This is a genomic window from Pseudomonas sp. GM48, from assembly GCF_000282335.1.
GTDB lineage: Bacteria > Pseudomonadota > Gammaproteobacteria > Pseudomonadales > Pseudomonadaceae > Aquipseudomonas.
On record NZ_AKJM01000050.1, the window covers coordinates 23,068 to 48,271 of the forward strand.

The following is a 25,204-nucleotide window of genomic DNA, read 5'->3' on the forward strand; positions in this document are numbered from 1 at the left end:
GCGTTGCGTTTTCGAGGCTGACAGCAGTGACTCAGGCACAATTTGTGCTGGATGTAGTTGCCTCATCGCGAGCAGGCTCGCTCCCACAGGGGACTGCGGTTTTGCCCACTCCTCGATCTTCTGTGGGAGCTCGCATGCTCGCGATAGCATCCACCACTACAACGGTCTGCGGTGTGAATGGGGGGGAATCAATGGGTAAAGCCCCCCAACTGTGAGGATTCCCACCCACTAGGCCACTACGACTAAAGTCCTAACCGCCAGTCTTTTGATATCAATCAGGTTTTTGTCTCCCTCGATCTCCCCGCGATTGGCGCACCTCTTGCATTGAGCGAAATGCGAACGTCAGCCACACCGGCGCGCCCCGAGGGGAACAACATGAAAAAAATGCCTGACCTCCAGTCGCTCGGTTTTTTCCGAAAACCGGGCATCGCCGCTGTGTTGCTGATCAACGTCAGCATCGGCACCGCCAATGCCGTACCGTTAGATGATTTCGGCCCGCCACCACCGACGGACCCCTCGGCGTTTAGCAACCCGCCGGCCGACCTCGATGCCGCGGCGGCTGCCCTACGGGCCATGCCACCCGTCAACCAGGGCGCCATCGCCCTGCCCAATGGCGCTTATGGCACCCGCCTCACCACGCCAACGACTGATAACGTGCTGCCGCCAGCCCTGCAGACATCATTCAAGATCCCCACCAACGGCAAGCCCAGCCCATTGTTCGGGGCCCAGCCGTACACTCAGCAACTGCTGCTGTTCGAAGAATTCGGCACGGAAAAACTCGACCCGACACTGCCGGCACCGCCCCTGACCTTCCCGGTTCCGCTCGTCGGCCCGGCGCCCACGCAGGACCCGAACAACATCGCCCGCAGCGGCCCTTCGCCCACGGCGCTGGTAGCCTTCATGCGCCAGCCGGGGCTGTACCCGTTTCCGTCGCAGTATTCCAACGTGCTGGACCGCAACCCGTGGAAAGCGCAGATCGAAGCCTTCCTCAACCGCCATCCGGTCGGCTCGCCGGCCGAAGGTCGTCCGCCAGGAAAAGGCTGGTCGCACCAGCGCTGGAACGAGTTCTACCCACAGGTCGGCTTCAAAACCGCTCAAGCGGGCGCCCAGCTCAACAGCGGCATGCGCGACCGCCGACAGTTGCACAACTACGCCGTCGGTGAGTTCGGGCCTGGCGGGCTCTACAACCAGACTTCGAGCACCCCGGTCATAACAGGCACCACCCAAGGCATAAATGTTCGTTTTCACCCCAACATGCCGATTCAGAACCACAAGGCGCTCTGGACCTTCGACGGCACCTTTCCACCAAAACTGTTGATGGTGCGTTACGGTCAAGCCGCGCTGATGCGCCACTACAACGCCCTGCCGATCGATCCAGCGGCCAACATGGGGTTTGGCCTGCACACCATTACAACCCACGAACACAACGGCCACTCCCCGGCCGAAAGCGATGGCTTTGCCGGTGCGTTTTTCTTTCCGGGGCAGTACTACGACTATCGCTGGCCGATCCAGCTGGCCGGTTACGACACCATCAACACCAGCGCTCAGGATCCGCGTGCGGCGTTCCCTTGCGCCCCTGGCGAAACCCTGTTCGTCAACGATGCCACTCCAGGCCTCAAGACGTGCAACAACGGCAGCATCAAGATCCGTGGCGACTGGCGTGAAACCATGAGCACCCACTGGTTCCACGACCACATGGTCGATTTCACCGCGCAGAACGTCTACAAGGGCAACGCGGTGATGATGAACTACTACAGCGCCCTGGATCGCGGTAACGAAGCCTTCGAAGACGGCGTCAACCTGCGCCTGCCCAGCGGTTCGGCGCTGCCTTGGGGCAACCGCGACTATGACGTCAACCTGATGGTGGCCGACAAGGCCTGGGACGCCAATGGCCAACTGTGGTTCAACCCGTTCAACACCGACGGTTTCCTCGGCGATCAGATCCTGGTCAACTGGCAGTACCAGCCGCGCCTGAATGTGCGGGCGCGCAGCTATCGCTTCCGCATCCTCAATGGCTCGGTGTCGCGCTACTTGAGGATCGCACTGGTGCGTGAAGTCGCCGGCACCGGCGGCGAATTCCCCGGGCCGGCAGGCTCCGGCGTGTCTTATACCCGCGTGCCGTTCCACTTGATCGCCAACGACGGCAACCTTATGGAACATGCTGTGCCGTTCGACGGCAGCATGGACCTGGAAGGTAACGGCGACCTGCAGAACCACAACGCCATCCTGCCCACCATGGGCATCGCCGAGCGTTACGACATCATCGTCAACTTCGCGAAAAACGGGATCAACACCGGCGACAAGCTGTACTTCGTCAACCTGATGGAGCACCACGACGGCAAGGGGCCAGAGGCTACACTGCTGAGCCTGGCCGACGTGCTGTCCGGGACGTACAAGGCGGTGCTCAAGCAGGGCAGCAAAGGGCTGGAATGGGACGGCGGCGACCCGGCGGTGGGCAAGTTCATGCAGATGGTGGTCCAGCCTTATACCGGCCAGGACGTGAGCATGAACCCCGCCGACTACGAACCCGCCAAACCGGGCAAGCCGGCCGGCAAGACCATGATCCCGCTGACCCTCAACCGCGATGATCCGGTGGTGCAGGCCAAGCTCAAGGTGTCACGGCATCGCGAGTTCATCTTCGGCCGCTCCGACGGCACCGACCAAGAACCCTGGACGATCAAGACCGACGGTGGTCAATTCGGCTTCCCCATGGACACTCGAATCATCAGCGCCGCTCCGCAACTGGCCAACGGACCGACCCCTGCCGGGTTCTCCGGCGACGGCACCCTTGAGGTGTGGAAAATCAAGAGCGGCGGCAACGGCTGGAACCACCCGGTGCACGTGCACTTCGAAGAGGGGATCATCCTCCACCGCGATGGCAACCCGCCGCCGGAATGGGAAAAATGGGCACGCAAGGACGTCTATCGCATCGGCGAGGGCATCGACAGCTCGGTGGATGTGGAAATGGCGGTCCGTTTCCGGGAATTCGCCGGGACCTACATGGAGCACTGCCACAACACCCAGCACGAGGACACGTCCATGTTGCTGCGCTGGGATATCGAGCACCCCGGCCAGTTCCAGTTGATGCCAGCGCCCCTGCCCGGCTGGGATGGCGTCACCTACGTCAATTCCTCCGCATTGCCAACCTTCCGCACTGGCGATACCCGTGCCAATAACGACGGCGATAACCAAAAACCGATTGCCAACCCCGACAGCGCCATCAGCAGCAACGACCAACCGCTGACCATCAACGTCCTGGCCAACGACACCGACCCTGACGGTAATGTGCCACTGAAAGTGGTGGGGTTGGAGCAACCGGACTCCGGCAAGGGCGTGGTCAGCACCGATGGTACGCGCGTGATCTACACACGACCGGCCTCGGTCCTCACGCCGTTCACCGCGACCTTTGTCTATAAGGCCGCCGATGCCAAGGGTGCGGAATCGGCACCGGCGACGGTGTCCGTGGCGGTCGGGGCAGTGGTTGTCGAGAACCTGATCGTCACCAGCGCTACCGTCATCGCCCGCAGCAACAATCGCTGGTATTGGGTCCTGTCCGGCACCACCACGCGTGGCACGGGCAATACCATCACGGCGACTGTCACGACCACATCCGGTCCGGTGAGCCTTGGCGCCGCCACCCTGACGCCTACGGCTACAGGCGCGCGCTGGAATATAGCGGTGACGACCGTCGGCAGTGGCCCGTCGCCTGGTGCGACGGCGACCGTCACATCGGCCTTCGGCAGAACCGTGACGGTGCCAGTGCACTAGAGCGCAGTGATCGGCGCCCGGTCCATGCAATGTGGACCGGGCGCTTTTTTTTGTGGATCGTACGGTGGTGCCGTGGGGGGGTACTGACTATCGACTGGCATTTGCGCTGACTGTCAGGCCGCTATCGCGAGCAGGCTCACTCCCACTATTGACCGGTGTCGAGTACAAATCCCGTGTACGACACAAAACCACTGTGGGAGCGAGCTTGCTCGCGATGGTGGAGGGTCAGCCACCCTCGTCGTCGGCTATGAATCCGCCTTCGCGAGCAAGCCCGCTCCCACCATAGACCAGTGTCGAGCACAAATCCCGTGTACGACACAAAACCACTGTGGGCGATTGAGGTCTCCAGTCACCGCTGCGGCGCCACCATCCGAAAGCGGATATTGATCTCGTTGGACACCACACTGTCCGCCCACTCGCCCTCGCCTATCTTGAAGTCGTCACGCTTGAGCACCAGTTGGCCCTCGAAGATGCCAATGGCGCTCTCCGATTTCAGCAGCACCGGTACACTCACTTCGCGAGTAAGCCCCCGCAGGGAAAGCTTGCCAGTGATGGTGTAGCGGTTATTGCCCAGGGCCTTGATGGACGTCGACTCGAAGGTCGCCACCGGATAAGTCGCGGTGTCGAACCACGCCGGCTTTTGCAGCTCGGTATCGGCGTCGCTGCTGCCGGCGTCGATGCTCTTCAGGTAGATGGTCAGCGCGGCATGGGCGGCGCCGGGGTCATCGGTGTCGAAGTCCAGTTTGGCCTTGAACTTGCCGAAGGTGCCGTAGGTTCTCGAACCCATCTGCTCATAGGTGAAACTCAATGTACTGGCCTTGGCGTTCACTTCCTTGTATTCCACGGCTCCAGCGAACGGCATAAGGCCGAACACAAACGTACCGGCCAGAGCGACGAAACACGCGGATCGAAGGTTCATGGCACTCTCCGGGAGGGCTCCCGTCTTGAGTTGGCGTGCCGCACACGAAGGGTGGCACCAAATGGACTAAAGCAAACTACGGGGGTTTATTCCACCTCAGGCGTTGTTTTGCGACCACCTGTCGATGGCCGCCCGCGTTACCCGCACTCCTCGCGTTGCCACGCCCGCTGCAACAGCTCGATCACCTCGGTATCCGGGGTCTGGGAAAAATCCATGTACCAATGACCGATCGAAGTGAACCACTCGGGCTGCAGCGGGCAAACCAGCTCATCCACCTCGCCGCGCAGCGCCTGCGCCGTCTCGACCGGCGCCACCGGCACCGCCACCACGATGCGCGATGGTGCCTGCACCCGCAGCGCCTGGATCGCCGCCATCATCGAAGCGCCGGTGGCCAGGCCGTCGTCGATCAGGATCACCACCTGATCCTTGAGCTGCACGGACGGCCGCGTGCCGCGGTAGACCTTCTCGCGGCGCAGCAGCTCGCGGGTTTCCCGTTCGACCACGGCGTCGAACGCGGCGCGATCAATCGGGTGCGCCCGCAGTGCCTCTTCATTGCGAATCTGGATACCGCCGCTGGCAATCGCGCCCATGGCGTACTCCGGACGGGACGGCACGCCGAGCTTGCGCACCAGCATCAGGTCCAGGCGAACCTTCAGCGCCGTGGCCACCTCATAAGCCACCGGTACGCCACCACGGGGCAAGGCCAGAACAATCACATTGGGTCGGTTAGCATAAGACAGCAGCGGCTCAATCAAACGCCGCCCGGCCGCGGGCCGGTCTTGCAGGATGAAATGGGACAAGGGGTTCATTCGAAAACCTCCCCAGGCGATCACGCCTGCGAACTTCAGCCAAACCTACCCTCTGGAGCAAAAGCTTTTGTGGCGAGGGAGCTTGCTCCCGCTGGGCTGCGCAGCAGCCCCAAAAAACCGATAACGATTACCGAATCCTGTGAGTGCTACGCACTCAAACGCGAGCAAGCTCGCTCGCCACAAACTTCAGTGCATAGCATTATCCGCCCCCTTCGTCCCGCCTACACCAACCGCTCGATCTTCTGATGCTGCCACACCAGTTTGTAATACAGCGTCTGCAACACCAGCATCCCCAGATACGCCACCGGAAACGCCATCCACACCCCTTGCAACCCGAACTTCGCATCCAGCAGATACGCCGCCGGCAACTGCACGCCCACCACGCAGACAATGGAAATCGCCACCGGCACCAGCACCGTACCGCTGGCACGCATGATGCCGCCGATGATCGCCTGGAAGCCAAACACCAACAGGCTCCAGAGCATGATGTGCAACAAGTGCCGGGCCATGCTGCGCGTCGCCTCTTCGGTCAGGAACGAGGCCAGCAACCAGTGCGACAGCAAGTAACCCAACACAACCAGACCACCAGTCAGGCACACATTGATCATCAACCCCGTGCGCAGAATCGGCCCCATGCGCTCGATGCGCCCGGCCCCGATCGCCTGCGCCCCAAGGATCGACGCGGTAATCGCAATCGACAGCGCCGGAAACTGCACGTAATTGACGATCTGCGTCACCGCCCCGTACGCCGCCGTCGCCTGGGAACCGTGCTGGTTCACCAGCGCCAGAATCACCAGTTCCGACAGCGACAACACCACCATCTGCAACCCGGTGGGCAAACCGATGCGCAACACCTTGCCGAGAATCGCCATGTCCAGCTTCATCACCGCAAAGAACTCCCGGTCCGGTGCCAGCGGATGGCCCTTGCCGATCAGCCGCCACGCGAGCAACCCCATCGCCACCAGGTTACCCACCAATCCGGCGTACGCCGCACTCTGAATCCCCATAGGCGGCAACCCGATCCACCCGCGAATCAACGCCGGCGTCAGCGCCAACCCCACAATGGTCGACACCACCAGCGCCAACAGCGGCGACAACGTATCGCTCACCCCGCGCAATAACTGGGTGAACAACACAAACACCAACAGCGACGGCATGATCCACAACATCACATGGGCATACGCCACCGCATCGTCCAACACATCCGCCGGGGTCCCCAACCCCACCAACGCCGACCGCGCAAACACACTCCCCACCACCGCCGCCACCAACCCGATCAACACCCCCAACAACAACGTCGCTCCGGCAATCGCCTTCACCAGATGCACCTCCCGCGCCCCCCACGCCTGCCCGATCAACACCCCGGCGCCAGCACCGAGGCCGATGACCAGGGCGATGAAGAAGAAAACAATGGGGAACATGCCGGATACGGCCGCCAGGGCTTGGGTGCCGAGCATTTGGCCGATGTAGATACTGTTGACGGTACCGGACATGGATTGCAGGAAGTTCGACAGGACCATCGGGGCAAGGAACAGCAGGTAGATTTTCCAGAGGGGGCGTTGAGGGTTCGGGGTTTGCATTGGATAGAGGTCCATCTCGACGGCGGGAGGGCTGATTGACGATAGCTTCAGTGAGTCAAAACCAGGGGGCAATGAACATCTCAGGTCTGTGTTTATATTTCCAGCAAATGCTTGCGAGCGCAGACCACGGAGTAATCGAAAGCGGACGCCGAATGCGCCTGATGCCAGTCAGGTAAGCCCCGGATATTGTGGGAGCGAGCTTGCTCGCGATGGCGGACTGTCAGACACCCCTTGTGTGACTGTCCAACCGTCATCGCGAGCAAGCTCGCTCCCACAAGGTTTGCAGTGTTCAAACACTTAACTGACAGGCATCAGCCGAATGCCGCGCCCGCCGGGCTTCATGGACCAGTTGCCTGCTGTTTCCGACAAATGATCTATGCTCCTGAGCGGCAGTAAACCCGCTGGAACCTTCGGCGCATCCAATCGCTGATCAGGACATCCAAGGCAGAGAGGACTGTGGTGACAGGAGCAACACAATGATGAAACCGGAATATTCAACCTGCATGAAATGGATCGCAATCGCTGCCGCCTCGGCGGCTCTTGTTACAGGCTGTGCCAACCAGAACGATCCCGTGGCCCAGGCCGGGAAAGCCGACGCAGCCAGGGGCATCGCCGCACCCAGTCTCACCGAGACGAAGGCCATCGCCGAGGAAGCCTTCATCTACGGACTGCCGATCGTCATGAACTATGCGGTGATGTATGAGTACGCCGTGGACAAGGGCGGCCCACAGTTCAAGGCACCCTTCAACCAGATCAAGAACGAGCCCCGCGTGTTCACCTACCAGGACACGGCCGTTGTCACCCCCAACAGCGACACCCCCTACTCCTTCCTCTGGCTGGACCTGCGTGCCGAGCCAATGGTGCTCACGGTACCGGCGGTCGAAAAGAGGCGCTACTACGCAGTGCAGCTGGTCGACGGTAATACCTACAACTTCGGCTACATCGGCAGCCGCGCCACGGGGAACGGCCCGGGCAACTACCTGGTGGTCGGCCCCGACTGGAAGGGTTCCACGCCACCGGGCATCAACAAGGTCTTCCATTCGACAACACCCTTCCCGATCGCTGGCTATCGAACCCAGCTCTTCGGTCCCAAGGACATGCCGAACGTGATGAAGGTGCAGTCGGGCTACAAAGTCCAGCCGCTGTCGGCATTTCTGAAGCAACCGGCGCCACCGGCATCGCCGGTAGTCAATTTCCTTCCGGCCACCACAGCGGGGATCAAGGAGAACTTCTTCGAGTACCTCGATGCCGCGCTCCAGTACGTGCCGCCAACGCCGGAAGACAGGGAGATTCGCGCCCGAATCGCACGAATCGGCCTCGGGCCGGGCAAGAGCTTCGAGTTCAAGGATCTCTCGCTTGAACACAAGGCTGCCGTCCTGCTCGGCATGAAGGAAGGCCACGAAAAGGTGGACAAGTGGTTGTCCGGCGGACTCAAGGACGTCAATGGCTGGAACATCGGTTCGTTCTTTGGCGACCGCCATTTCTACAACGGTAACTGGCTGATGCGCGCGGGCGCAGCCAAGGGCGGTATCTATGGCAACGATGCAGTGGAAGCCACTTATCCCATCACCCGCACAACAGCGCTCGGCGAGCCACTGGACGGCAGCAAGCACAACTACACGCTCACCTTCCCCGCCGGGCAACTGCCACCGGTGAACGCCTTCTGGTCGGTGACCATGTACGACGGCAAGACGCAGCTCCTGATCAAGAACCCGATCGACCGCTATCTGCTGAACTCGTCCATGCTGCCCGGCATGAAGAAGAGCAAGGACGGGGCGCTCACCCTCTACATTCAGCGGGACTCGCCCGGCAAGGCGCTGGAAGGCAACTGGCTGCCCGCCCCCGACGGCCCGATCTACCTGGTGATGCGCCTTTATTGGCCCAAGGAGACACCGCCTTCGATCCTGCCGGCTGGCGAAGGAACGTGGAAGCCAGCAGGCATCGTGGTATCGAAATAGAACCTGGCGCGCCAGAACGCACAGCCCCCCGGCATTTGCCGGGGGGCTGCCCTTTCTCAGGAAGGTAGATACTGCGTCACTCTCTCGTCCAACAGCTTGATCAGCGCAGGCTCCATGAACTGGAACTCATCGGGTATGTTCAGGCAGACGATACGTTTGCCTGCCAGCTCAGAGCTATATCGCGCCATCAATTTTTGTCGATGGATCGGTTCCATCACACATATCAAATCAGCCCACTGCAGCTGCTCACGGCTCACCGGAACAACAGCCCCGTAGTCGATACCCGCTGAGGCAGTTTCCACGCCGGGCCAATCAGCGAACCGTTGCTCGGCCGACGGACTTCGCAGTCGATTCTGGCTGCAGATGAAGAGAACGTTCACATCGGATGACTCCAACCAGTGTTCGTGTCCCGAGGTGGGAACGGGACACTGTCTGATATTGAATCAGATGGGGCCTGCCGTCTTCTACCTTGGGTCGTGGCGGTCGATGGGTTCGAAACTTCAGGACCTGATTTGCGCTGCATACCGCGTTTTTTGGGTGACTTGCAGCTCGGTCCTCGCGTGACGAGTACTGCAAGCCATGGCCGATTACCGCATTCGCACGGTGACGCAGGTGCTGGAGGCTCATTTCCGACTTTGATGTGTGAAAAGACATGGTTTTAATCTACCTGGGACCAATATCCCAACATAAGGCGAAGTTCAGTCTGATTCGTCCCGACTTTCATCGATTTATTTTTGATAATTATTAATTTCTCAACCCCCCTTTATCCGTTTTAAATGCGCCTGGAGGAAGGTTAGCGAAGGTAGAACCTGCATCTACGGAGTCTACCCCTTCCCACCTTGCTTACTGTTTCCCCCCGTATCTTCAACCGGGACACGCAGACGAAAGTTCAAACACCGCATTCGGTTTTTTCCAGGTTCGAGACTGAGCTAAACCACCAAACGGAGGGACTCCAAGATGCTGATAAAAATCGAGAAAGCGAGCACGCCGGAATACTGGAATGTATGGATGAATGCGTGGTGCGTTAAATTTCGCAGCTATGCAGAAGCCCTGGCGTTCGTGAACAAATTGGAGGGTCGGATAAATGCACCACACTTCTTACCTATCCGCGAAGACAGACTTTTATTAGAACTGCCTTAACCTCGCGACCTCATCACCAACCACTGCGCGCATCTCGCTTCTGCCTTTTTCGTCGCACCTTTCTTTCTACTCGGAGCTGCGGGGGGGACAGGCCTTTCAGGGGCTTATGGTGGGGGAAGCAGCGGCTGCACTATTCTTAGCTGCCTTGGCAGTGGGTCGATTGAATCGACGCTATCAACGATGTTGTATCGGCGCTCATTAATCTATTTTTGATAATTATTAATTTCTGTTCTCCCCTCCCTCAGCCTTAAATGCACTTCGAGGGGGTTGACCAAGGTGGGGTTACAGGTGACACCTTAACGGATGCTTCGAATGCAGCCCAATCTGCATTTGAAGAGGCTGACCCTCCTCACCATGTGTACTTTTTGCCCCGTATCTTCCCCCAGGAGATGCGGGGTTTTTTTACAGTAAAAAAATACAAGTCAAACACCCGAACCATTACTGGCGGGTGTTTTGTATTTCCAGACTTTGTTTTTTCTTAAGATGCAGGTTCATCGAAATGAATCGCCCCTAGTTTCGTAGACATCTCTGAATGGCCTCGATATTCGCCTTGGATGAAGCGCTTCATGGGCAATCCTTGCAATGAAATCATCAGGAATCACAGCGACGTCTCGCAGACTTGCCTTGGCCCATTGCGCCCGGAACGCATTCTGCGCAGGACAGATATCTATCCACCACTCGTCGTAATTTTAAAAGCCATGAAGATATTGCAAGCACCGCGGCCAGCACAGTCAGCATCACCGGACGGGCTCGGTGGATGGTGGCATCCAGCTCCGCTGCCTTGATCTGAACGCGGTCTGTTGCGCCGGACACCTCGACTCGCCCGCTCGGTCTCATCACGGCATTTTCAATGCCCCAAATTTAATGACAAAAATATCAATATTGAAATTATTCTCAATTTTGCATACCTTGACCCTGCCTGACGATGAGACCTGTGCGCCTCACGACTTCAATCACAACAAGGGCTCGAGATGAACAACAACAAGAAAGTTTCCGAATTGCCTTCCTCCACCGTCGATGTACTGATCGTCGGTAACGGTCCGGTAGGGGCGACAATCGCGGCGCTGCTCGGCCGCTACGGGGTCACGACCCTGGTGCTGGACAAGCTCCATGAAATCGTACTGATGCCTCGTGCCATTGCTCTGGACAACGAGGCTCTGCGCATCCTGCAACTCGCCGGATTGTCGGAGGATGCTTTCGAGAAGATCGTTATCCCTGAAGTGAAGATGCACTCTCCGGTCCTCGGGCAATTCGGTCGAGCCGATACTCAAGGGTGCATCGATGGCCATCCCAAGCTTGTGACGTTCTATCAACCCGACCTTGAGCGAGCGATGCGTGGCCAGGTTTCCCGTCTCAAATCAGTGACCAGCCTCGGTGGTTTCGAGCTGGAGAGTCTGGTTGAGGACGCGGACGGCGTGGTCGCCACTGTACGGGATGAAAATGGGCAGCCGCATTCCGTTCGCGCCCAGTACCTGATCGGAGCGGATGGCGCCAGCTCCAGAGTCAGGGCACTGATCGGCCAGGAGTTCGAAGGGCAAACCTATGCAGAGGATTGGTTGATTGTCGATGCCAGGAACCGGCATCAGTCAGCCATTGATCACATCGAGTTTATCTGTGATCCACGGCGGCCCACGCCGCACATGCCTGCCCCCGGTGGCAGGGAGCGTTGGGAATTCATGCTGCAGCCCGGCGAATCCCGGGAGGAGCTGGAAAGCCCGGAAAGCATCGCGCGGCTCATTGCGCCATGGGTCAATCCGCAGGAACTGGAAATCGAGCGCAAGGCGGTCTATCGATTCCACGCGCGTTGCTGCAATCGATTCAGCAAGGGACGTACTTTCCTCGTCGGCGACGCCGCACACATCACCCCTCCTTTTGTGGGACAAGGTCTCGTAGCGGGCCTGCGTGACGGCGCCAACCTTGCCTGGAAGCTGGCTTGGGTTCTCCGTGGCCATGCCGCGCCGGCGATACTCGATACCTATGATGCAGAACGCCGCCCGCATGCCCAGGCGATGATCAATCTGGCAAAACTCATGGGCCGCCTGGTAATGCCCAAGAACAGGATCGCGGCGTTCTTCATCCACGGCCTGATGCGTATGCTGGCGCTGACTCCAGCGACCAGAAGGTACTTCGAGCAACTGGATATCAAGCCGAAGAACACCTTCAAGCACGGCCTGTTCGTGCCGCATCGTCGGGGTGACAAGCTAGTACGTGGCAGCCTGTTTCCCCAAGCCTGGATTCGTACCCTGCAAAAGCAGATCAAACTGAGCGACGACGCACTGGGAGACAACCTGACCCTGGTTGGATTCGGTGTTGACCCGTTGTCACTGCTCACCACTGATCAGATCGTTTCCTGGGAAAAGATAGGGGGCCACTTCCTGGAGGTCAGACCCCGAGGTCAACGCTCCGGCGGCAGTTGTGACTTCATCGAAGACATGAACCATGACATCCTGCCGCTGGCGGCTAAAGGAACGCTGGTCGCCGTTCGTCCTGACCGTATCATCATGCACCATGCCCCCGGCGCAGAGGCAAGCAGACTCCTTCGAGACTGCCGAGCCCTGTTGATGAGCGATGACGCCACGCCTGACAACGTTTCGATTACCATCAACGAGCCGATTAAATTACGAGCCTGATCATGCATTCCCCCACTCATCCTTTAGAAGCTGCTGCGCCAGAACCTCTCACCAGGGGCCACAAGAAGCGTGAGCGCACCCGTCGCGGTCTGGTGGACGCGGCATTACGGCTTATTGCACGTAAGGAGGTGGGGGAGATTGCATTGTTCGAGGTAGCCGCAGAGGCTGCGGTATCCAACGGCACCATCTACAACTATTTCCGAACGCGCGACGAAGTACTCGAAGCGGTGGGTATTGCCATGGCCACCGAGTTCTCTGACGCCATTTCCGTCATGAACTCGGACGTGCATTGCGGTGCGCAGCGGCTTTCGATTGGTGTTCGCATGTTTGTATGCCGGGCCGCTGCCGACCACCAATGGGCGAATGCGCTGTTGCGCATCATCCATTTCGACCAGGCAATGCGCTCGCGTTTGGCTGCCCATGTACTTGGCGATCTGCGTGAGGGGCTGCGTGCGGGGACTTTGGCTTATGAGGACGAGGGGGTCGCCCTGGATTTAGTCTTATCGTGCACAACCGGAGCAATGCGCTCCGTTGTCGAGGGCCGTGCAGTGGCGGGGCACGATTTGCGGGTCGCCGAAATGATTCTCCAGGCTCTGGGCGTTACACCCGCCAGAGCCAGGAGGATCGCTGGAAAACCCCTACCCGCCTGATCAGATGTCTTTCTTGATCTGACAGGCGTTATTAATCCATTGCCGATAACGCTTCGCCTGGCGTCGGGATTTCAGCTGATTGCAGATCAATGCCATGAGTGGCGACGTCCCGGGTCGTGTTCGTTTCCCTTGGCTCAGCAAGCCAAGTTGTTTCTTGATCAACGACGCCACTGCAAGCGACGCCAGCGCCTTGTTCTTCCAGCGGACTACGACGGGCTCCACTTCGGTGTCCTGGCCTGCCATCCACTTTCTGGGCAGGGTCGGCTCGATTGCCAACGCCGTGGCAAGCCCGACCATCGACACCGAGCCGCTCACCACTCGCTCCGCGACTTCCTTTCTTCGCACTCCGCCGGTGACCATCAGCGGCATGCGCGCGATTTCTCCAATCTTCTCCGCGAATTCGAGAAAATAGGCTTCTCGAGCCAATCGACTGCCATCGCGGGTCTGCCCCTGCATTGCCGGGCTTTCGTAGCTGCCACCTGACAACTCGACCAGATCGACCGCCTTGGCGTTAAGCATTTCCACTACGCGAGCTGCATCCTCGGCATCGAATCCGCCGCGCTGAAAATCCGCGGAATTGAGCTTCACAGCGACACAAAAGATCGGCGCCACACGCTGACGTATTGCATCAATGGTGCGCAGGAGAATTTGCGCGCGGTTTTCCAGGCTCCCGCCCCAACCGTCGTTACGCTGGTTGGTCAAGGGCGAAAGGAATTGGCTGAACAGGTAGCCATGCGCTGCGTGAATCTCCACGCCGGTGAATCCGGCACGCTCTGCCAACACCGCCGCTTGGGTATAGCGCCCAATCAGTTCTTCGATCTCCTGCTCATCCAAAGCCCTGGGCGGCACAAACGCTTTTGAAAGTCCGGGTATATCGACCGCAACCGCGGAAGGGCCCCTTGCCGGCTGCCCCATGGATGCCAATAGCTGGCGTCCGGGGTGATTGATTTGCATCCAGGCCTGGGCTCCACGACTGCGGCAGGCATCGGCCCATAGTCGAAAATTCTTCAGGTTCCGATCGTCCTCAAACACCACGCCAGCGGGTCCAGTCAAGGCGTGGCGATCAACCATGACGTTGCCAGTGATGATCAGACCGACCCCACCCTCCGCCCAGCGCCGATAGAGCTTGACCAGCGCTTCCCCAGGAGCGTGATCCTCATTGGCAAGGTTCTCCTCCATGGCAGCCTTGGCAATTCGGTTTGGAATCACCGTGCCGTTAGGCAATCGAAGCGGTTTGAAGAGCTTTGAGCCGGTCATTTTCTGTCCTTCAGCTAATGAAAAGTCGGCCAGCCATCGCTAAGGGTCATACCGTTGAGCACCGTCCGAACAGTACTTGCTCAAGTTGTTGAGGTCCCGGTTTACATCGATGGGCCGGCTTGATGACCTGCCGGGAAGGCGAGCCACAAACACGACACAGCTGAACACGCGTGTTCAGCTGTGTCAATGTATAGGGCCCTCCATTGATCCTGTACATCAAGCAACCATTGCGTTTTTCGGGTGTATAACGGTTTTTTTTGAGGTTGGCGTACTTGAGCGGAAAAACTTTGTTGACGCCAGCTGAACACAGGTGTTCAATCAGATCACAAGGTAATCCTGGAGAGAGAACCGTGGAATCCCTAAATCCAACGCAGCGCCGCATTCATCAAGCCGCCTTTCGCCTGTTCGCTGAAAGAGGCACCTCACAAGTGAACATTCTCGACCTTGCACAAGAGGCAGGAGTGGCGCGCGGAACGGTCTATAGCAACATCGACAGCATGGAAAGCCTGTTCGAGGCAGTCGCCAGCCATCTTGCGAGGGAGATGCATGAGCGCGTCAACAAGAGCTTCAACTCCCTCTCCGATCCGGCTCAGCGCCTTGCCAATGGCATTCGATTCTTCATTCGTCGAGCGCACGAAGACTCCCAGTGGGGCGCATTCATACATAAATTCGCCATGAGCAATTCTTCGTTGCGCGAAATGTTTAGCAGCCAAGCGACTACGGATCTTCTGGGCGGGCTTTCCACTGGTCGCTACACGTTTGCGCAGGAGCAATTGCTCTCAGTACTGACGCTGATATCGAGCAGCGTCCTGGGCTCGATTTTCCTGGTACTGGAAGGCCACAGAACGTGGCGCGAATCGGGCTCTGACACCGCCGAACTGGTACTGCGGGCATTGGGCGTGTCGCCAGAGGAGGCTCGTGCGCTGGCGACCAAAGAGTTGCCGGCACTTCCGTCTCTCGACTGAGCACCTGACTGACTCAACTACACAACACCCCTGGTTTTTCAGGGGTTCGGGACAGCTTTGCCCTAAAAACCCGGAAAACAAGAACAATGAACAACAAAAACGAATTGCACCGGCTGGCAACACAACATCCCGCCCGGCATCCGCAGCCGACGGTGAAGGCCCAGGATCTGACTCACCTGATCTTTCAAAGGCCGGACTTGAATGAGGCGGCGCGCTTCCTGACCGACTTCGGCCTGACGGTAAGTCGGCAGGACGCCGATACGCTCTATCTACGGGCCACCGACGCCACTTCATATTGTTACCGTGTCCATCGGGCCGACCATGCATGTTTTATCGGGTTCGGACTCGCAGTCCAGTCTCTGGAGGATCTGGAAAAGCTCACTCGAATCCCGGGTGCGTCATCGGTAGAGCAGTCGGAACATCCTGGCAAAGGGCATTACGTCAGGCTGACTGATCCGTCCGGTTTCATTGTGGAAGCCGTTTGCGACCAGATTCCAGGCAAGTCTCTGGCACATAGAGCTCCTCTGCACTGGAATCTGGCGCACGAGCAACCGCGAATCAACGCCACGCAGCGCCCGCCGATTGCTCCCCCTGAAGTACTGAGACTTGGCCACATCGTGATCGAAGTGGCTGACTATCAGGCAACCTGTGCCTGGTATACACAGCATTTCGGGTTTATTCCCAGCGATGTGCAAGTAATCCCCGACGGCACGCCTATCGTCACTTTCATGCGTCTTGATCTCGGTGACATTCCCACGGCTCACCATACGCTCGCGATTGCGCAAGGGTTCATGGCCACCTATAGCCATAGCGCCTATGAAGTCGTCGATGCAGACGCGGTGGGAATGGGACAGCGCGTCCTGCGCGAGCGCGGCTGGGAGCACTCATGGGGAATCGGCCGACACATTCTGGGCAGTCAGATCTTCGATTACTGGCAAGACCCATGGGGCGATAAGCACGAGCATTACTGCGACGGGGATATTTTCACGGCCACTCGGCCTACCGGCATTCATCCCGTGAGTCCCGAGGCAATGGCGCAGTGGGGGCAGCGTATGCCCAAGAGCTTTACCAAACCCAGGATGAGCTTCAGCAATGTGCGTGCGCTGATCCGCAACCTGCGACGCAGCCCGGACTTAACCATTCGCAAGTTGATAACACTCATGCGGATGTTCGGGTAGAGCTGCCGCCATGTCGGGTAACTCAACCCGGTATGGCCGGCGGGATGTGCTCAAAGCCGGTGCCTTGATCGCCGGCGGCTCGTTGGTCTACAGCGTTGCCAGCCCCCCTTCAGAACAACACCACAGTTCCCACGCCACCGAACGCGGGACAAACGCCGCTCCAGGAGTACCTTCAATGTCTGCTGTACATGTAGTCCGCTTTGAATTCGAGAACGGTATCCACTGGGGCGTGCTTCGCCAGGGCCGTATCACGCTCATCCCCGGTGTTTTTGAAACCACCGGTGATTTCATCCGCCAGAACAGTATTGACGACCTCGCTCAACTGAAAGGTTCGGAGCTGGATGAGAGCGCAGTAAAACTGCTATCGCCGGTGACCCGCAACCAGCAGTTCGTCTGCCAGGGCGCCAATTACCGTCAGCACATGATTGAGTCGGGCATGGATCCGGATGCGAAGAAATTCAACATGATCTTCACCAAGGCGACGAGTTGCCTGGTGGCGGCTGACAGCGACCTGATCAAGCCGCGTACCGTGCGTTTCCTCGACTACGAGATTGAACTGGGGCTTGTGATGAAACGCGCGATCACCGGTTCCGTGTCTGTCACTGACGCCAATCTGCATGAGTTCATCGCAGGCGTCGTCATTGTCAATGACTACTCGGCCCGCGACATTCAGATTCCCCAGATGCAGTTCTACAAGGGCAAGAGTTTCCGCACATTTGGTCCGGTCGGTCCTTACCTCTGCCTTCTGGATGTCAAGGACATGCATTACCTGAAAGCTTTGCAGCTGCGCCTGACGGTCAACGACCAGGTGCGACAAAGCGACAGTACGGCCAACCTGGTTTACGGTCCCGCTGAAACCCTTACCGAACTCTCCGCAGTGCAAGATCTCGCCGTTGGAGATCTGATTGCCACCGGTACTCCTGCCGGCTGTGCGCTTACGATACCGTCGCCTGCGAAACAGCGCATCGCAGCCCTGATGCCAGAGGCCACCAAGTGGAAGCTTTTTCTCAAGGCGCAGGAAGGGCGGTCTCAGTATCTCAAGCCAGGAGACGTCGTCGAAGCGCGCATTAGGAGCGTTGATGGCGTGATTGATCTGGGTGTGCAACGCAACCGAGTCGTAGGGGAAGCCTGACGATGATGGTGCGATCACTGAACGACATTGAACGTATCGAGCAGGTCCCGTTGGCAGAGCGTAGCCTGGCTTCCAGCACCTATGAAGCACTGACACGGACAGCCAGGCTCAGCCCCAACGCGCCCGCACTGAGTTTCTTCGCCGACGCCAGCTGCTTCAGGAATACCCACCACTGGAGCTATGCCGAACTCGTCGAAGATATCACTCGCGCGGCGAATGCCTTCCATGACCTGGGCATTACCCCGGGTGAAGTACTGGCCTTCATCCTGCCCAACCTGCCGGAAACCCACTTCACCATCTGGGGGGGTGAAGCGGCCGGTGTCGTCATGGCGATCAATCCGCTCCAGGAGGCCAAACAGATGGCTGCCCTGCTACGGGCCGCCAAGGCCAGCGTGGTGGTAACGCTCGCGCCGACCCCGGGCAGCGACCTGTGGCCCAAGCTGGCCTCTCAGCTCGATCAACTTCCCGAGATCAAGCACGTCGTTTGGGTTGGCATGGGACCCTACGTTGATGTCGCTCAGCGTGAATCCCTTGAATCCCTGGCAGAGAAAGAGCGTGAGTTGCACAGGGGCGCCACGATTCACGAATTACGCACGTTGATGGACGCTCAGCCAGGCACACAACTGAAGAGTGCCCGGCTGTTCCGCCCTGAGGATCGTTCCTCTTACTTCTGCACCGGCGGTACCACCGGGCTGCCCAAGATTGCGATGCGTACGCACGGGGCGGAGGTCTTCAACGCGTGGGCCATGGACACGCACATGCAGCCACACGGGAGTGGCCAGGTTATTTTCTGCGGGTTGCCGCTGTTCCACGTAAATGCACAGCTGGTGACAGGCCTGATGCCTTGGAGCCAAGGTGACCATGTCATCCTCGGCACGCCGCAGGGTTATCGTGGTGAGGGTGTGATCCCGCGCTTCTGGGAGATGGTTGAGCACTTCGGCATCAACTTCTTCTCGGGTGTTCCTACTGTCTATTCCGCACTTTTGCAAAATGAGCTGGAAGGCCGCGACCTGTCCAGCCTTCGTTATGCCATGTGTGGTGCCGCGCCGATGCCGGTCGAACTTTTCCGGGAATTCGAAGGCCGGACCGGGGTAAAGATCCTCGAAGGCTATGGACTCACGGAAGGCGCATGCGTCTCCTCGGTCAATCCACCCCATGGCGAGCGCTACATCGGCTCCATCGGTATACGGATTGCCTACCAGGACATGCGCGCAGTCTTGCTCGATGACTCGGGAGAATATCTGCGCGATGCCAAAAACGACGAAATTGGCCTGATCACCATCACGGGTCCGAACCTGTTCGAGGGTTACGTTGAGGAAAGCCATAACCGGGGCCTGTGGATCGAAATCAATGGTCAGCGTTGGCTGAATACAGGCGATCTGGGGCGCCAGGATGAAAATGGCTATTTCTGGCTGACCGGGCGCAAAAAGGAACTGATCATCCGCGGCGGCCACAATATCGATCCCAAACAAATCGAGGAGGCTTTGCAGGCCCACCCAGCGGTGGCGTTGGCGGCCGCCATCGGCAGCCCGGACGCCTATTCGGGCGAAGTCCCGGTCGCCTACGTACAACTGCGACCAGGCCACGTCTGCAATGTTGAAGAACTTGAGCAGTTTGCTCAGCACCACATCAGTGAGCGGGCGGCCATTCCCAAGCGGATCGAAATCCTCGACGCACTGCCATTGACTGCGGTTGGCAAGATCTTCAAGCCCGCTTTGCAGCAGCGCGAGGTGGCCCGAGTAATTCGGCAGGAAGTGGAACGCATGTGTCTGAAGGACATTGCAGTGGAAGTGATTCAGCACGAACAACGTGGGTTAGTCGCCTGCATCCGGGCCGGGAGAAATCAAGAGTCCCTGGCCCTCCTTCTAGGTCGCTATAGCTTTCAGGTGGAGTGGCTCAAATGATCCTGACTTCGTAAGTTCGGCACCTCGGTCCTGGCAGTAGTCGGCCAGGGCCTTTTTCACAACTTCGATCAACGCCAACCGGCACTGCCAAGTGCACCGGAAGGCGAAGCCTTGCCTGCGCACCAATCAATAAAAACAATACGAGGTGGGAAATGAAACTGAGCAACCGTGCAACCCCGTGTCTCTCAGCTGTGCGAGAAGTGTCTTCCTGGATTAAATTCACAGGTGCCGCGGCAATACTCAGCGTTTCAACAAGCGCAAGCGCCAATGGCATTGCCCTTAACGAACAAAGTGCAAGCAGTGCGGGAACTGCTTATGCGGGAAGGTCGTCTTCCGCGCTGGACGCCAGCACTATCTTTGGCAATCCCGCAGGTTTGACCAAGTTGAAACGTGCCGAGATTTCCGGCGGAGCCGCGGTCGTCTCGGTGAGCGATGACATCAGTGATGCGCAGAGCAGTGCCCCGGGAACGAATAAAGGGGACTCGGTCCCTTTGGGGGTCGTCCCTTTCGCCTATATGTCGACGCCGCTTGACGATCGATTTTCGATTGGTATTGGCCTGTATGCTCCGAGTGGTCTGATCAATGATTACGAGAGCGGTTTTCAGGGCCGTTATCATGGTTCCTATAGCACGACCAGGGAAATAACCCTGCAGCCCACCATTGCCTGGCGGATCAATGATTACGTGTCCATTGGTGGCGGACCGACCATAAACCGTTTCAATGCAAAGCTTCAGAATTACCTGGCCACCGGCGCCCTGAACAATGGCCAGGACACACTGGTTACCATCAAAGGCGATGACACGGCACTTGGCTACAACGTCGGCGTCTTGTTTGATTTGAGTGATGCGACCCGTTGGGGGATTAACTATCACTCGAAGGTGAGCTATGAACTCAAAGGGCATACTGAGGTTTCCGGCTCCCCGAGCGTTATCCCGCTGGACGGAAACTATGACAACAAGATAGACCTCACGATGCCCGAATCCGTGGACACGTCTATCACCCATCATTTCAATAGTCGCTGGACGGGATACCTGGGGACCACCTGGAAACGTTGGAGCCGGATCAAAAAGGTCGAGGCAGTCAACAGCGGTCTTTCCCCCTTGGGTCAGGCGGCCGGCCTGGGAAGTGTGACCGAAGAAATGAACTGGCACGACACATGGTCCACCGCAGTTGGCGCGTCCTTGCAATTGAACCAGCAATGGCTGCTGCGCGCAGGCTACGCCTATGATCCGTCGCCCATTGGAAATGCCGATCGCAGCGTGCGCGTTCCGGTCGGGAATCGCCAGGCCGTGACCTTGGGTGGCGCTTATTCGCCGAATTCCGATCTGACAATAGACTTTGCTTATGGTTATCTCTGGGATTCCAAAGCCTCAGTAAAACAGTCGAACAACTCCGGCCTTCAACCGGAATACAGTGCCAAATACGAAAATAGTGCGAATGGATTTTCAGTCCAGGCAACCTATCGGTACTAATCGACAGCACTAAGTTTTTAATAAAGCCCATTATTGCGAGACTTCCTGAAAGCTCTCCTTTCATCGTTAATCAACTATCCCAACGGGACGTGACGCAGTTCTGCCTGGCAATCAGCGCCAACTGCCGCGAATACGTTCGCGGTAGTGGGTGGGTTGTCATTTCATTAGCTCTAATCCATCGAGTTTTCTGCGTAAACCTTCTGAATCACGGCCCTACAGGCGGGCCCTACCCCGCTGACTCCGCATTCCTTGCCTCTAAATCCGCCAATACTCCCCACAAACGACGTAACACCCGTCAAGAATGATGGCATTAAGCTACTCTCTCCACGGTTTCTCATATTCACTGCAACACCCCAAAAACGCCACAGCTTCAGTATCAGGCTCGCCTGACCGGTATCAGCCCCCTGCTTCATCCTCACTCAATTACATGGAGTAAGCGTGAATGCCCTTCCCCCCTCGTTTCCTCGACCACTACCGCAAAGCCGACCGCATCATGCTGGGTCTGATCTGGCTGATGTTCGTCTTCGCGGTGGGCCTGGCGTTCTGGCACGACACGTTCAAGCAAGCGCTTTTAGTGGGTGGCGGCACCAGTGTGCTGTTGACCATGCTGTACCGCGCCATCGGCGGGTCGCGGTTGATGCGCTGTTTGCTAGGCGTTGGCTTGATGGTGATGGCGGCGTTGCATATCAATCAGGCCGAGGGGGTCATTGAGTCGCACTTCGGGATTTTCGCGTTGTTGGCGGTGCTGACGTTTTATCGCGACTGGTTGCCGATTCTGGTGGCGGCGGCTGCGATTGCCGTGCATCACGTGGTGTTTCATGTGCTGCAACATCAGGGTTTTCCGGTGTATGTGATGGCGCATCACGGTGGCTGGACGATGGTGTTCGTTCACGCTTTTTATGTGGTGATGGAGACGGTCGCGCTGCTCTATCTGGCGGTGCACAGTCAGGCCGATGCGGTGGAGAGCCAGGACATGCTGGACAAGATGCTCGCCACCACGTCGCAGTTCACCGCCAACGCCGAACAGGGTGACAAGGCGCGGGTGCATGTGTCGCTGGCGCAGCGTTTCGATCAGTTTTTGATGCAGATCACCGCATTGGTCGACGGGGTGGTACGTGACTCTCACGGCTTGGGTCAGTTGGGCCAGGAGTTGGCCAAGGCGAGTAATACGCTGGAGAAAGGCGCGAAGCATCAGTTGACGGAAATCGCCCAGATGACCGGGTCGATGCAACGCATGGGCGATGCGATGGAGCACATCGTGGTGCATGTCGAGCATGCCGTTGAACATGCCGGCCAGGCCAGTGCGCAAGTCACTCGCGGTCAGGAAAGCGTGAACCGTGCGCGGCAGGAAATCACTCAGTTAGCGTCGCGCCTGGAAGGCACCAACCAGACCGTTCAGGTGCTGGCCGGGCAAGCACAGCAAATCGGTTCGGTGCTGGAGGTGATCAGCAGCATCGCCGAGCAAACTAACCTGCTGGCGCTCAACGCGGCTATCGAAGCGGCGCGTGCCGGCGAGCAAGGCCGGGGCTTTGCCGTAGTGGCCGATGAAGTGCGCAGCCTGGCGCAGCGCACGGCGGTTTCCACCAAAGAAATCCGGACCATCATCGAGGCCTTGCAGCAAGGCAGCCGCAAAGCGGTCGAGGCCATGCAGGACAGTCGCGAAGGTGTAGAGCGCTGTGTCGAGGACAGTCAGCTGGCGGCTGCGATGTTGCAGGCCGTGGGCAGTGACATCTCGCAGATCGATGAACTCAATGGACGGATTGTCACGACAACCCGCGAACAATCCACGGCGAGTTTCGAGATCGTCGGGCGCTTGCAGTCGGTGCAGAGTATTGCGCAGAACACCGCGGACGATGTGGAAACCCTGGCGTTGAGCAGCCGGCGCTTGCCACCTATTGCCACGCGCCTGGATGCACTGGGGCGTACGTTTCATCAATGATCGTGCTGTGGTTTACATGAACAATTTTTCATCTTGTAAATCACAGCCTTACATCACTTGATGGGGCAACCACGCCTCAATCAGAACCAATGGTTTATTCGCAATCTACTGACAATCCCATCACATTTCGCCGGATAACCTTGTTGCTCCAGCCGCTTCACGCAACGTGCGAAATAGTGATGAAAAATTCGTTAGTCAGGTTTCTGAAAAGTGACCAGGGTGCGCTGATCCTTCTGCTCGGTGTATCCGCGTTTCTATTGCTGTTCGGGTTGGGCACAAGGGAGCTTTGGGGGGCGGAAACCCGCTGGGCGAACATCGCGCTGCAAATGTTGCAAACCGGCGATTATTTCGACCCTTATCTCAAGGGCATGCCCTATTACGACAAACCGCTGCCTTCCTATTGGCTGATTACGGCCACTGCCCACCTGATGGGTGGTCTCGGGCACTGGTCGCTGCGCTTGCCTTCGGTTCTGGCGGCGTGGCTGAGTGTCTGGCTGGTCTATTTGATCGGTGAACGGCTCTTTAGCAAAGGCACCGGCCTGATTGCCGGCTGGTTTCTGGCGACGACGTTCTTTTTCGTGTTCTGGGCGCGGGTTGCCACGGCCGACATTTTAACGGTTTGCGGTGTTCTGGCGGCTGTCTGGTGGTATTGGCGCGGCCCGAGCGACACCCGTCTGGGTCGCTACATCGTATTTTTCCTGATGCTGGCACTGACGTCGCTGTTCAAGGGCTTGATCGGGTTTATCCTGCCGGGGCTGATGCTGTTGCCGCATCTGCTCAGCGAGGGGCGCTGGAGAAACCACCTCAATCCGCGCCTGTTTCTGGCGATGCTGGTGGGCGGTGTGGTCTACATGCTGCCGTTCATGCTGTCGCACCGCTATGGCACGCCGACTTATGGGCCGAGCGGGCTTGGCCTGGTGTTTCAGGAGAATGTGGTTCGATTTTTCAAGCCATTCGACAACATCGGCCCGATCTATACCTATCTACTCTATCTGCCGGTTTACACCCTGCCCTGGGCACCCTGCTGGATACTTGGCCTGTGGGTGGCGGTACGCCGCTGGAAGCACACCGAACCCAATGTTCGCTGGCTGATTTTGGGCCTGGGATTGCTGTTTCTGTTCTTCACCGCCAGTGGCAGTCGACGCAGCTACTACGTATTACCGCTGGTGCCGTTTGCCCAGCTGCTGGCGGCCTGGTGGGTCACCCGGCGCATGGCCGCGCGTCAGGCGGCCGGTAACGTCAGCGGGCCGGGTTGGACGAAGGGTATTGCCGGGGCGGCAGGTCTTTTGTTTTTGATTTTGGGCGTTGTCTATCCATGGACTAACGGCGGTGCTGGCGGTGTCATGCAGTTCACCCGGGACGTGCGTGCCGAAGCGATCAAAACGGCACCGTGGAGCGAATGGCGCATGGTGCTGGTGGATGTCGACAACAAACTGCCCATGTACCTGCAAAATCATGGCGCCGCGTTCTACTACGTGCTCCCGGATTCGGATATTCCGCAAACAGGTGACAGTGCTGCACTGATGGCGTGGCTGGAAAAGAACAGTGGCGAAACCTGGAATCCTGAACGCACGATCATCGTGGAGCAGTACAAGGATATCCATCAATTGCCTCTGGACTATCTGACGGCCGACCATCAGTTGATCACCACCAAACCCAACAACGGCGCCCGGTTGTTTCATGCCCATGAAAATGGCAGTGCGGCGTTTATTCCCAATGGGAAAACGATGGGAATCCCTGTGGCCGATCAAGCCTCGGTTCAATAGATATATGAGGGGGGCAATCAACGAAACAGGGCGCCTTACAGGCTAACGCCGATCAGCTACGCCTTCCTTGTAGCAGCTGGCGTAGCCTGCGTCCGGCTGCGCAGCAGTCGTAAATCCGGCTTGCACGATCTCTCTGA

General features: G+C 58.4%; 16 protein-coding genes. 11 read left to right on the forward strand and 5 right to left on the reverse strand.

What is annotated here, in order from left to right; translation table 11 throughout:
• The first annotated feature begins 375 nt into the window (after window positions 1-375).
• A complete protein-coding gene (locus PMI28_RS19400) occupies window positions 376-3,768 on the forward strand; it encodes an Ig-like domain-containing protein (RefSeq protein WP_007984974.1) in 3,393 nt (1,130 codons plus the stop codon).
• A 349-nt stretch (window positions 3,769-4,117) separates the two neighbouring features.
• Here PMI28_RS19400 and PMI28_RS19395 read toward each other — a convergent pair whose 3' ends face one another.
• The 3 genes from PMI28_RS19395 to PMI28_RS19385 all read right to left on the reverse strand — a co-directional run bounded on the left by PMI28_RS19395 (window position 4,118) and on the right by PMI28_RS19385 (window position 7,076).
• Entirely contained in the window at window positions 4,118-4,687 is a 570-nt protein-coding gene (locus PMI28_RS19395; protein ID WP_007984976.1) for a YceI family protein, read from the reverse strand.
• Window positions 4,688-4,824: 137 nt separating this feature from the next.
• Entirely contained in the window at window positions 4,825-5,496 is a 672-nt protein-coding gene (locus PMI28_RS19390; protein ID WP_007984979.1) for a phosphoribosyltransferase, read from the reverse strand.
• A 221-nt stretch (window positions 5,497-5,717) separates the two neighbouring features.
• Window positions 5,718-7,076, reverse strand: a complete 1,359-nt coding sequence (locus PMI28_RS19385) for an MATE family efflux transporter (RefSeq protein ID WP_007984980.1) — start codon at window positions 7,074-7,076, stop codon at window positions 5,718-5,720.
• A gap of 479 nt (window positions 7,077-7,555) precedes the next feature.
• Between PMI28_RS19385 and PMI28_RS19380 the strand changes: the two genes are divergently transcribed.
• On the forward strand, window positions 7,556-9,034 hold the full coding sequence (locus PMI28_RS19380; protein WP_033063208.1) for a DUF1254 domain-containing protein: 1,479 nt from the start codon (window positions 7,556-7,558) through the stop codon (window positions 9,032-9,034).
• A gap of 56 nt (window positions 9,035-9,090) precedes the next feature.
• Here the strand turns inward: PMI28_RS19380 and PMI28_RS19375 are convergent, their stop codons facing one another.
• Entirely contained in the window at window positions 9,091-9,414 is a 324-nt protein-coding gene (locus tag PMI28_RS19375) for a low molecular weight protein tyrosine phosphatase family protein (protein WP_007984984.1), read from the reverse strand.
• A gap of 1,731 nt (window positions 9,415-11,145) precedes the next feature.
• On the opposite strand from PMI28_RS19375, the gene mhpA reads away from it, so the two are divergent.
• Window positions 11,146-12,804 (forward strand): bifunctional 3-(3-hydroxy-phenyl)propionate/3-hydroxycinnamic acid hydroxylase MhpA, encoded by a 1,659-nt coding sequence (gene mhpA, locus PMI28_RS19365; RefSeq protein ID WP_007984989.1) that lies wholly within the window; start codon window positions 11,146-11,148, stop codon window positions 12,802-12,804.
• A gap of 2 nt (window positions 12,805-12,806) precedes the next feature.
• Entirely contained in the window at window positions 12,807-13,454 is a 648-nt protein-coding gene (locus PMI28_RS19360; protein WP_007984991.1) for a TetR/AcrR family transcriptional regulator, read from the forward strand.
• Here PMI28_RS19360 and PMI28_RS19355 read toward each other — a convergent pair whose 3' ends face one another.
• On the reverse strand, window positions 13,455-14,711 hold the full coding sequence (locus PMI28_RS19355) for an NADH:flavin oxidoreductase/NADH oxidase family protein (RefSeq protein ID WP_007984993.1): 1,257 nt from the start codon (window positions 14,709-14,711) through the stop codon (window positions 13,455-13,457).
• Window positions 14,712-15,061: 350 nt separating this feature from the next.
• Here PMI28_RS19355 and PMI28_RS19350 point away from each other — a divergent pair, with 350 nt between their 5' ends.
• The 7 genes from PMI28_RS19350 to PMI28_RS19320 all read left to right on the forward strand — a co-directional run bounded on the left by PMI28_RS19350 (window position 15,062) and on the right by PMI28_RS19320 (window position 25,067).
• Window positions 15,062-15,676, forward strand: coding sequence for a TetR/AcrR family transcriptional regulator (locus tag PMI28_RS19350; RefSeq protein WP_007984994.1), 615 nt, complete (start codon window positions 15,062-15,064; stop codon window positions 15,674-15,676).
• A gap of 86 nt (window positions 15,677-15,762) precedes the next feature.
• Window positions 15,763-16,854 (forward strand): VOC family protein, encoded by a 1,092-nt coding sequence (locus tag PMI28_RS19345; RefSeq protein WP_007984997.1) that lies wholly within the window; start codon window positions 15,763-15,765, stop codon window positions 16,852-16,854.
• A 175-nt stretch (window positions 16,855-17,029) separates the two neighbouring features.
• Window positions 17,030-17,986: a fumarylacetoacetate hydrolase family protein gene (locus tag PMI28_RS19340; protein ID WP_007984998.1), complete on the forward strand. Its 957-nt coding sequence runs from the start codon at window positions 17,030-17,032 to the stop codon at window positions 17,984-17,986.
• 2 nt (window positions 17,987-17,988) lie between these two features.
• Window positions 17,989-19,890 (forward strand): acyl-CoA synthetase, encoded by a 1,902-nt coding sequence (locus PMI28_RS19335; RefSeq protein WP_007985000.1) that lies wholly within the window; start codon window positions 17,989-17,991, stop codon window positions 19,888-19,890.
• A 152-nt stretch (window positions 19,891-20,042) separates the two neighbouring features.
• Entirely contained in the window at window positions 20,043-21,362 is a 1,320-nt protein-coding gene (locus PMI28_RS19330) for an outer membrane protein transport protein (protein ID WP_007985001.1), read from the forward strand.
• Window positions 21,363-21,804: 442 nt separating this feature from the next.
• The gene (locus PMI28_RS19325; RefSeq protein ID WP_007985003.1) at window positions 21,805-23,301 is read left to right on the forward strand and encodes a methyl-accepting chemotaxis protein; all 1,497 of its coding nucleotides are present in this window, start codon (window positions 21,805-21,807) and stop codon (window positions 23,299-23,301) included.
• Between the two features lie 179 nt (window positions 23,302-23,480).
• Entirely contained in the window at window positions 23,481-25,067 is a 1,587-nt protein-coding gene (locus PMI28_RS19320) for an ArnT family glycosyltransferase (RefSeq protein WP_007985006.1), read from the forward strand.
• The last annotated feature ends 137 nt before the right edge of the window (window positions 25,068-25,204 follow it).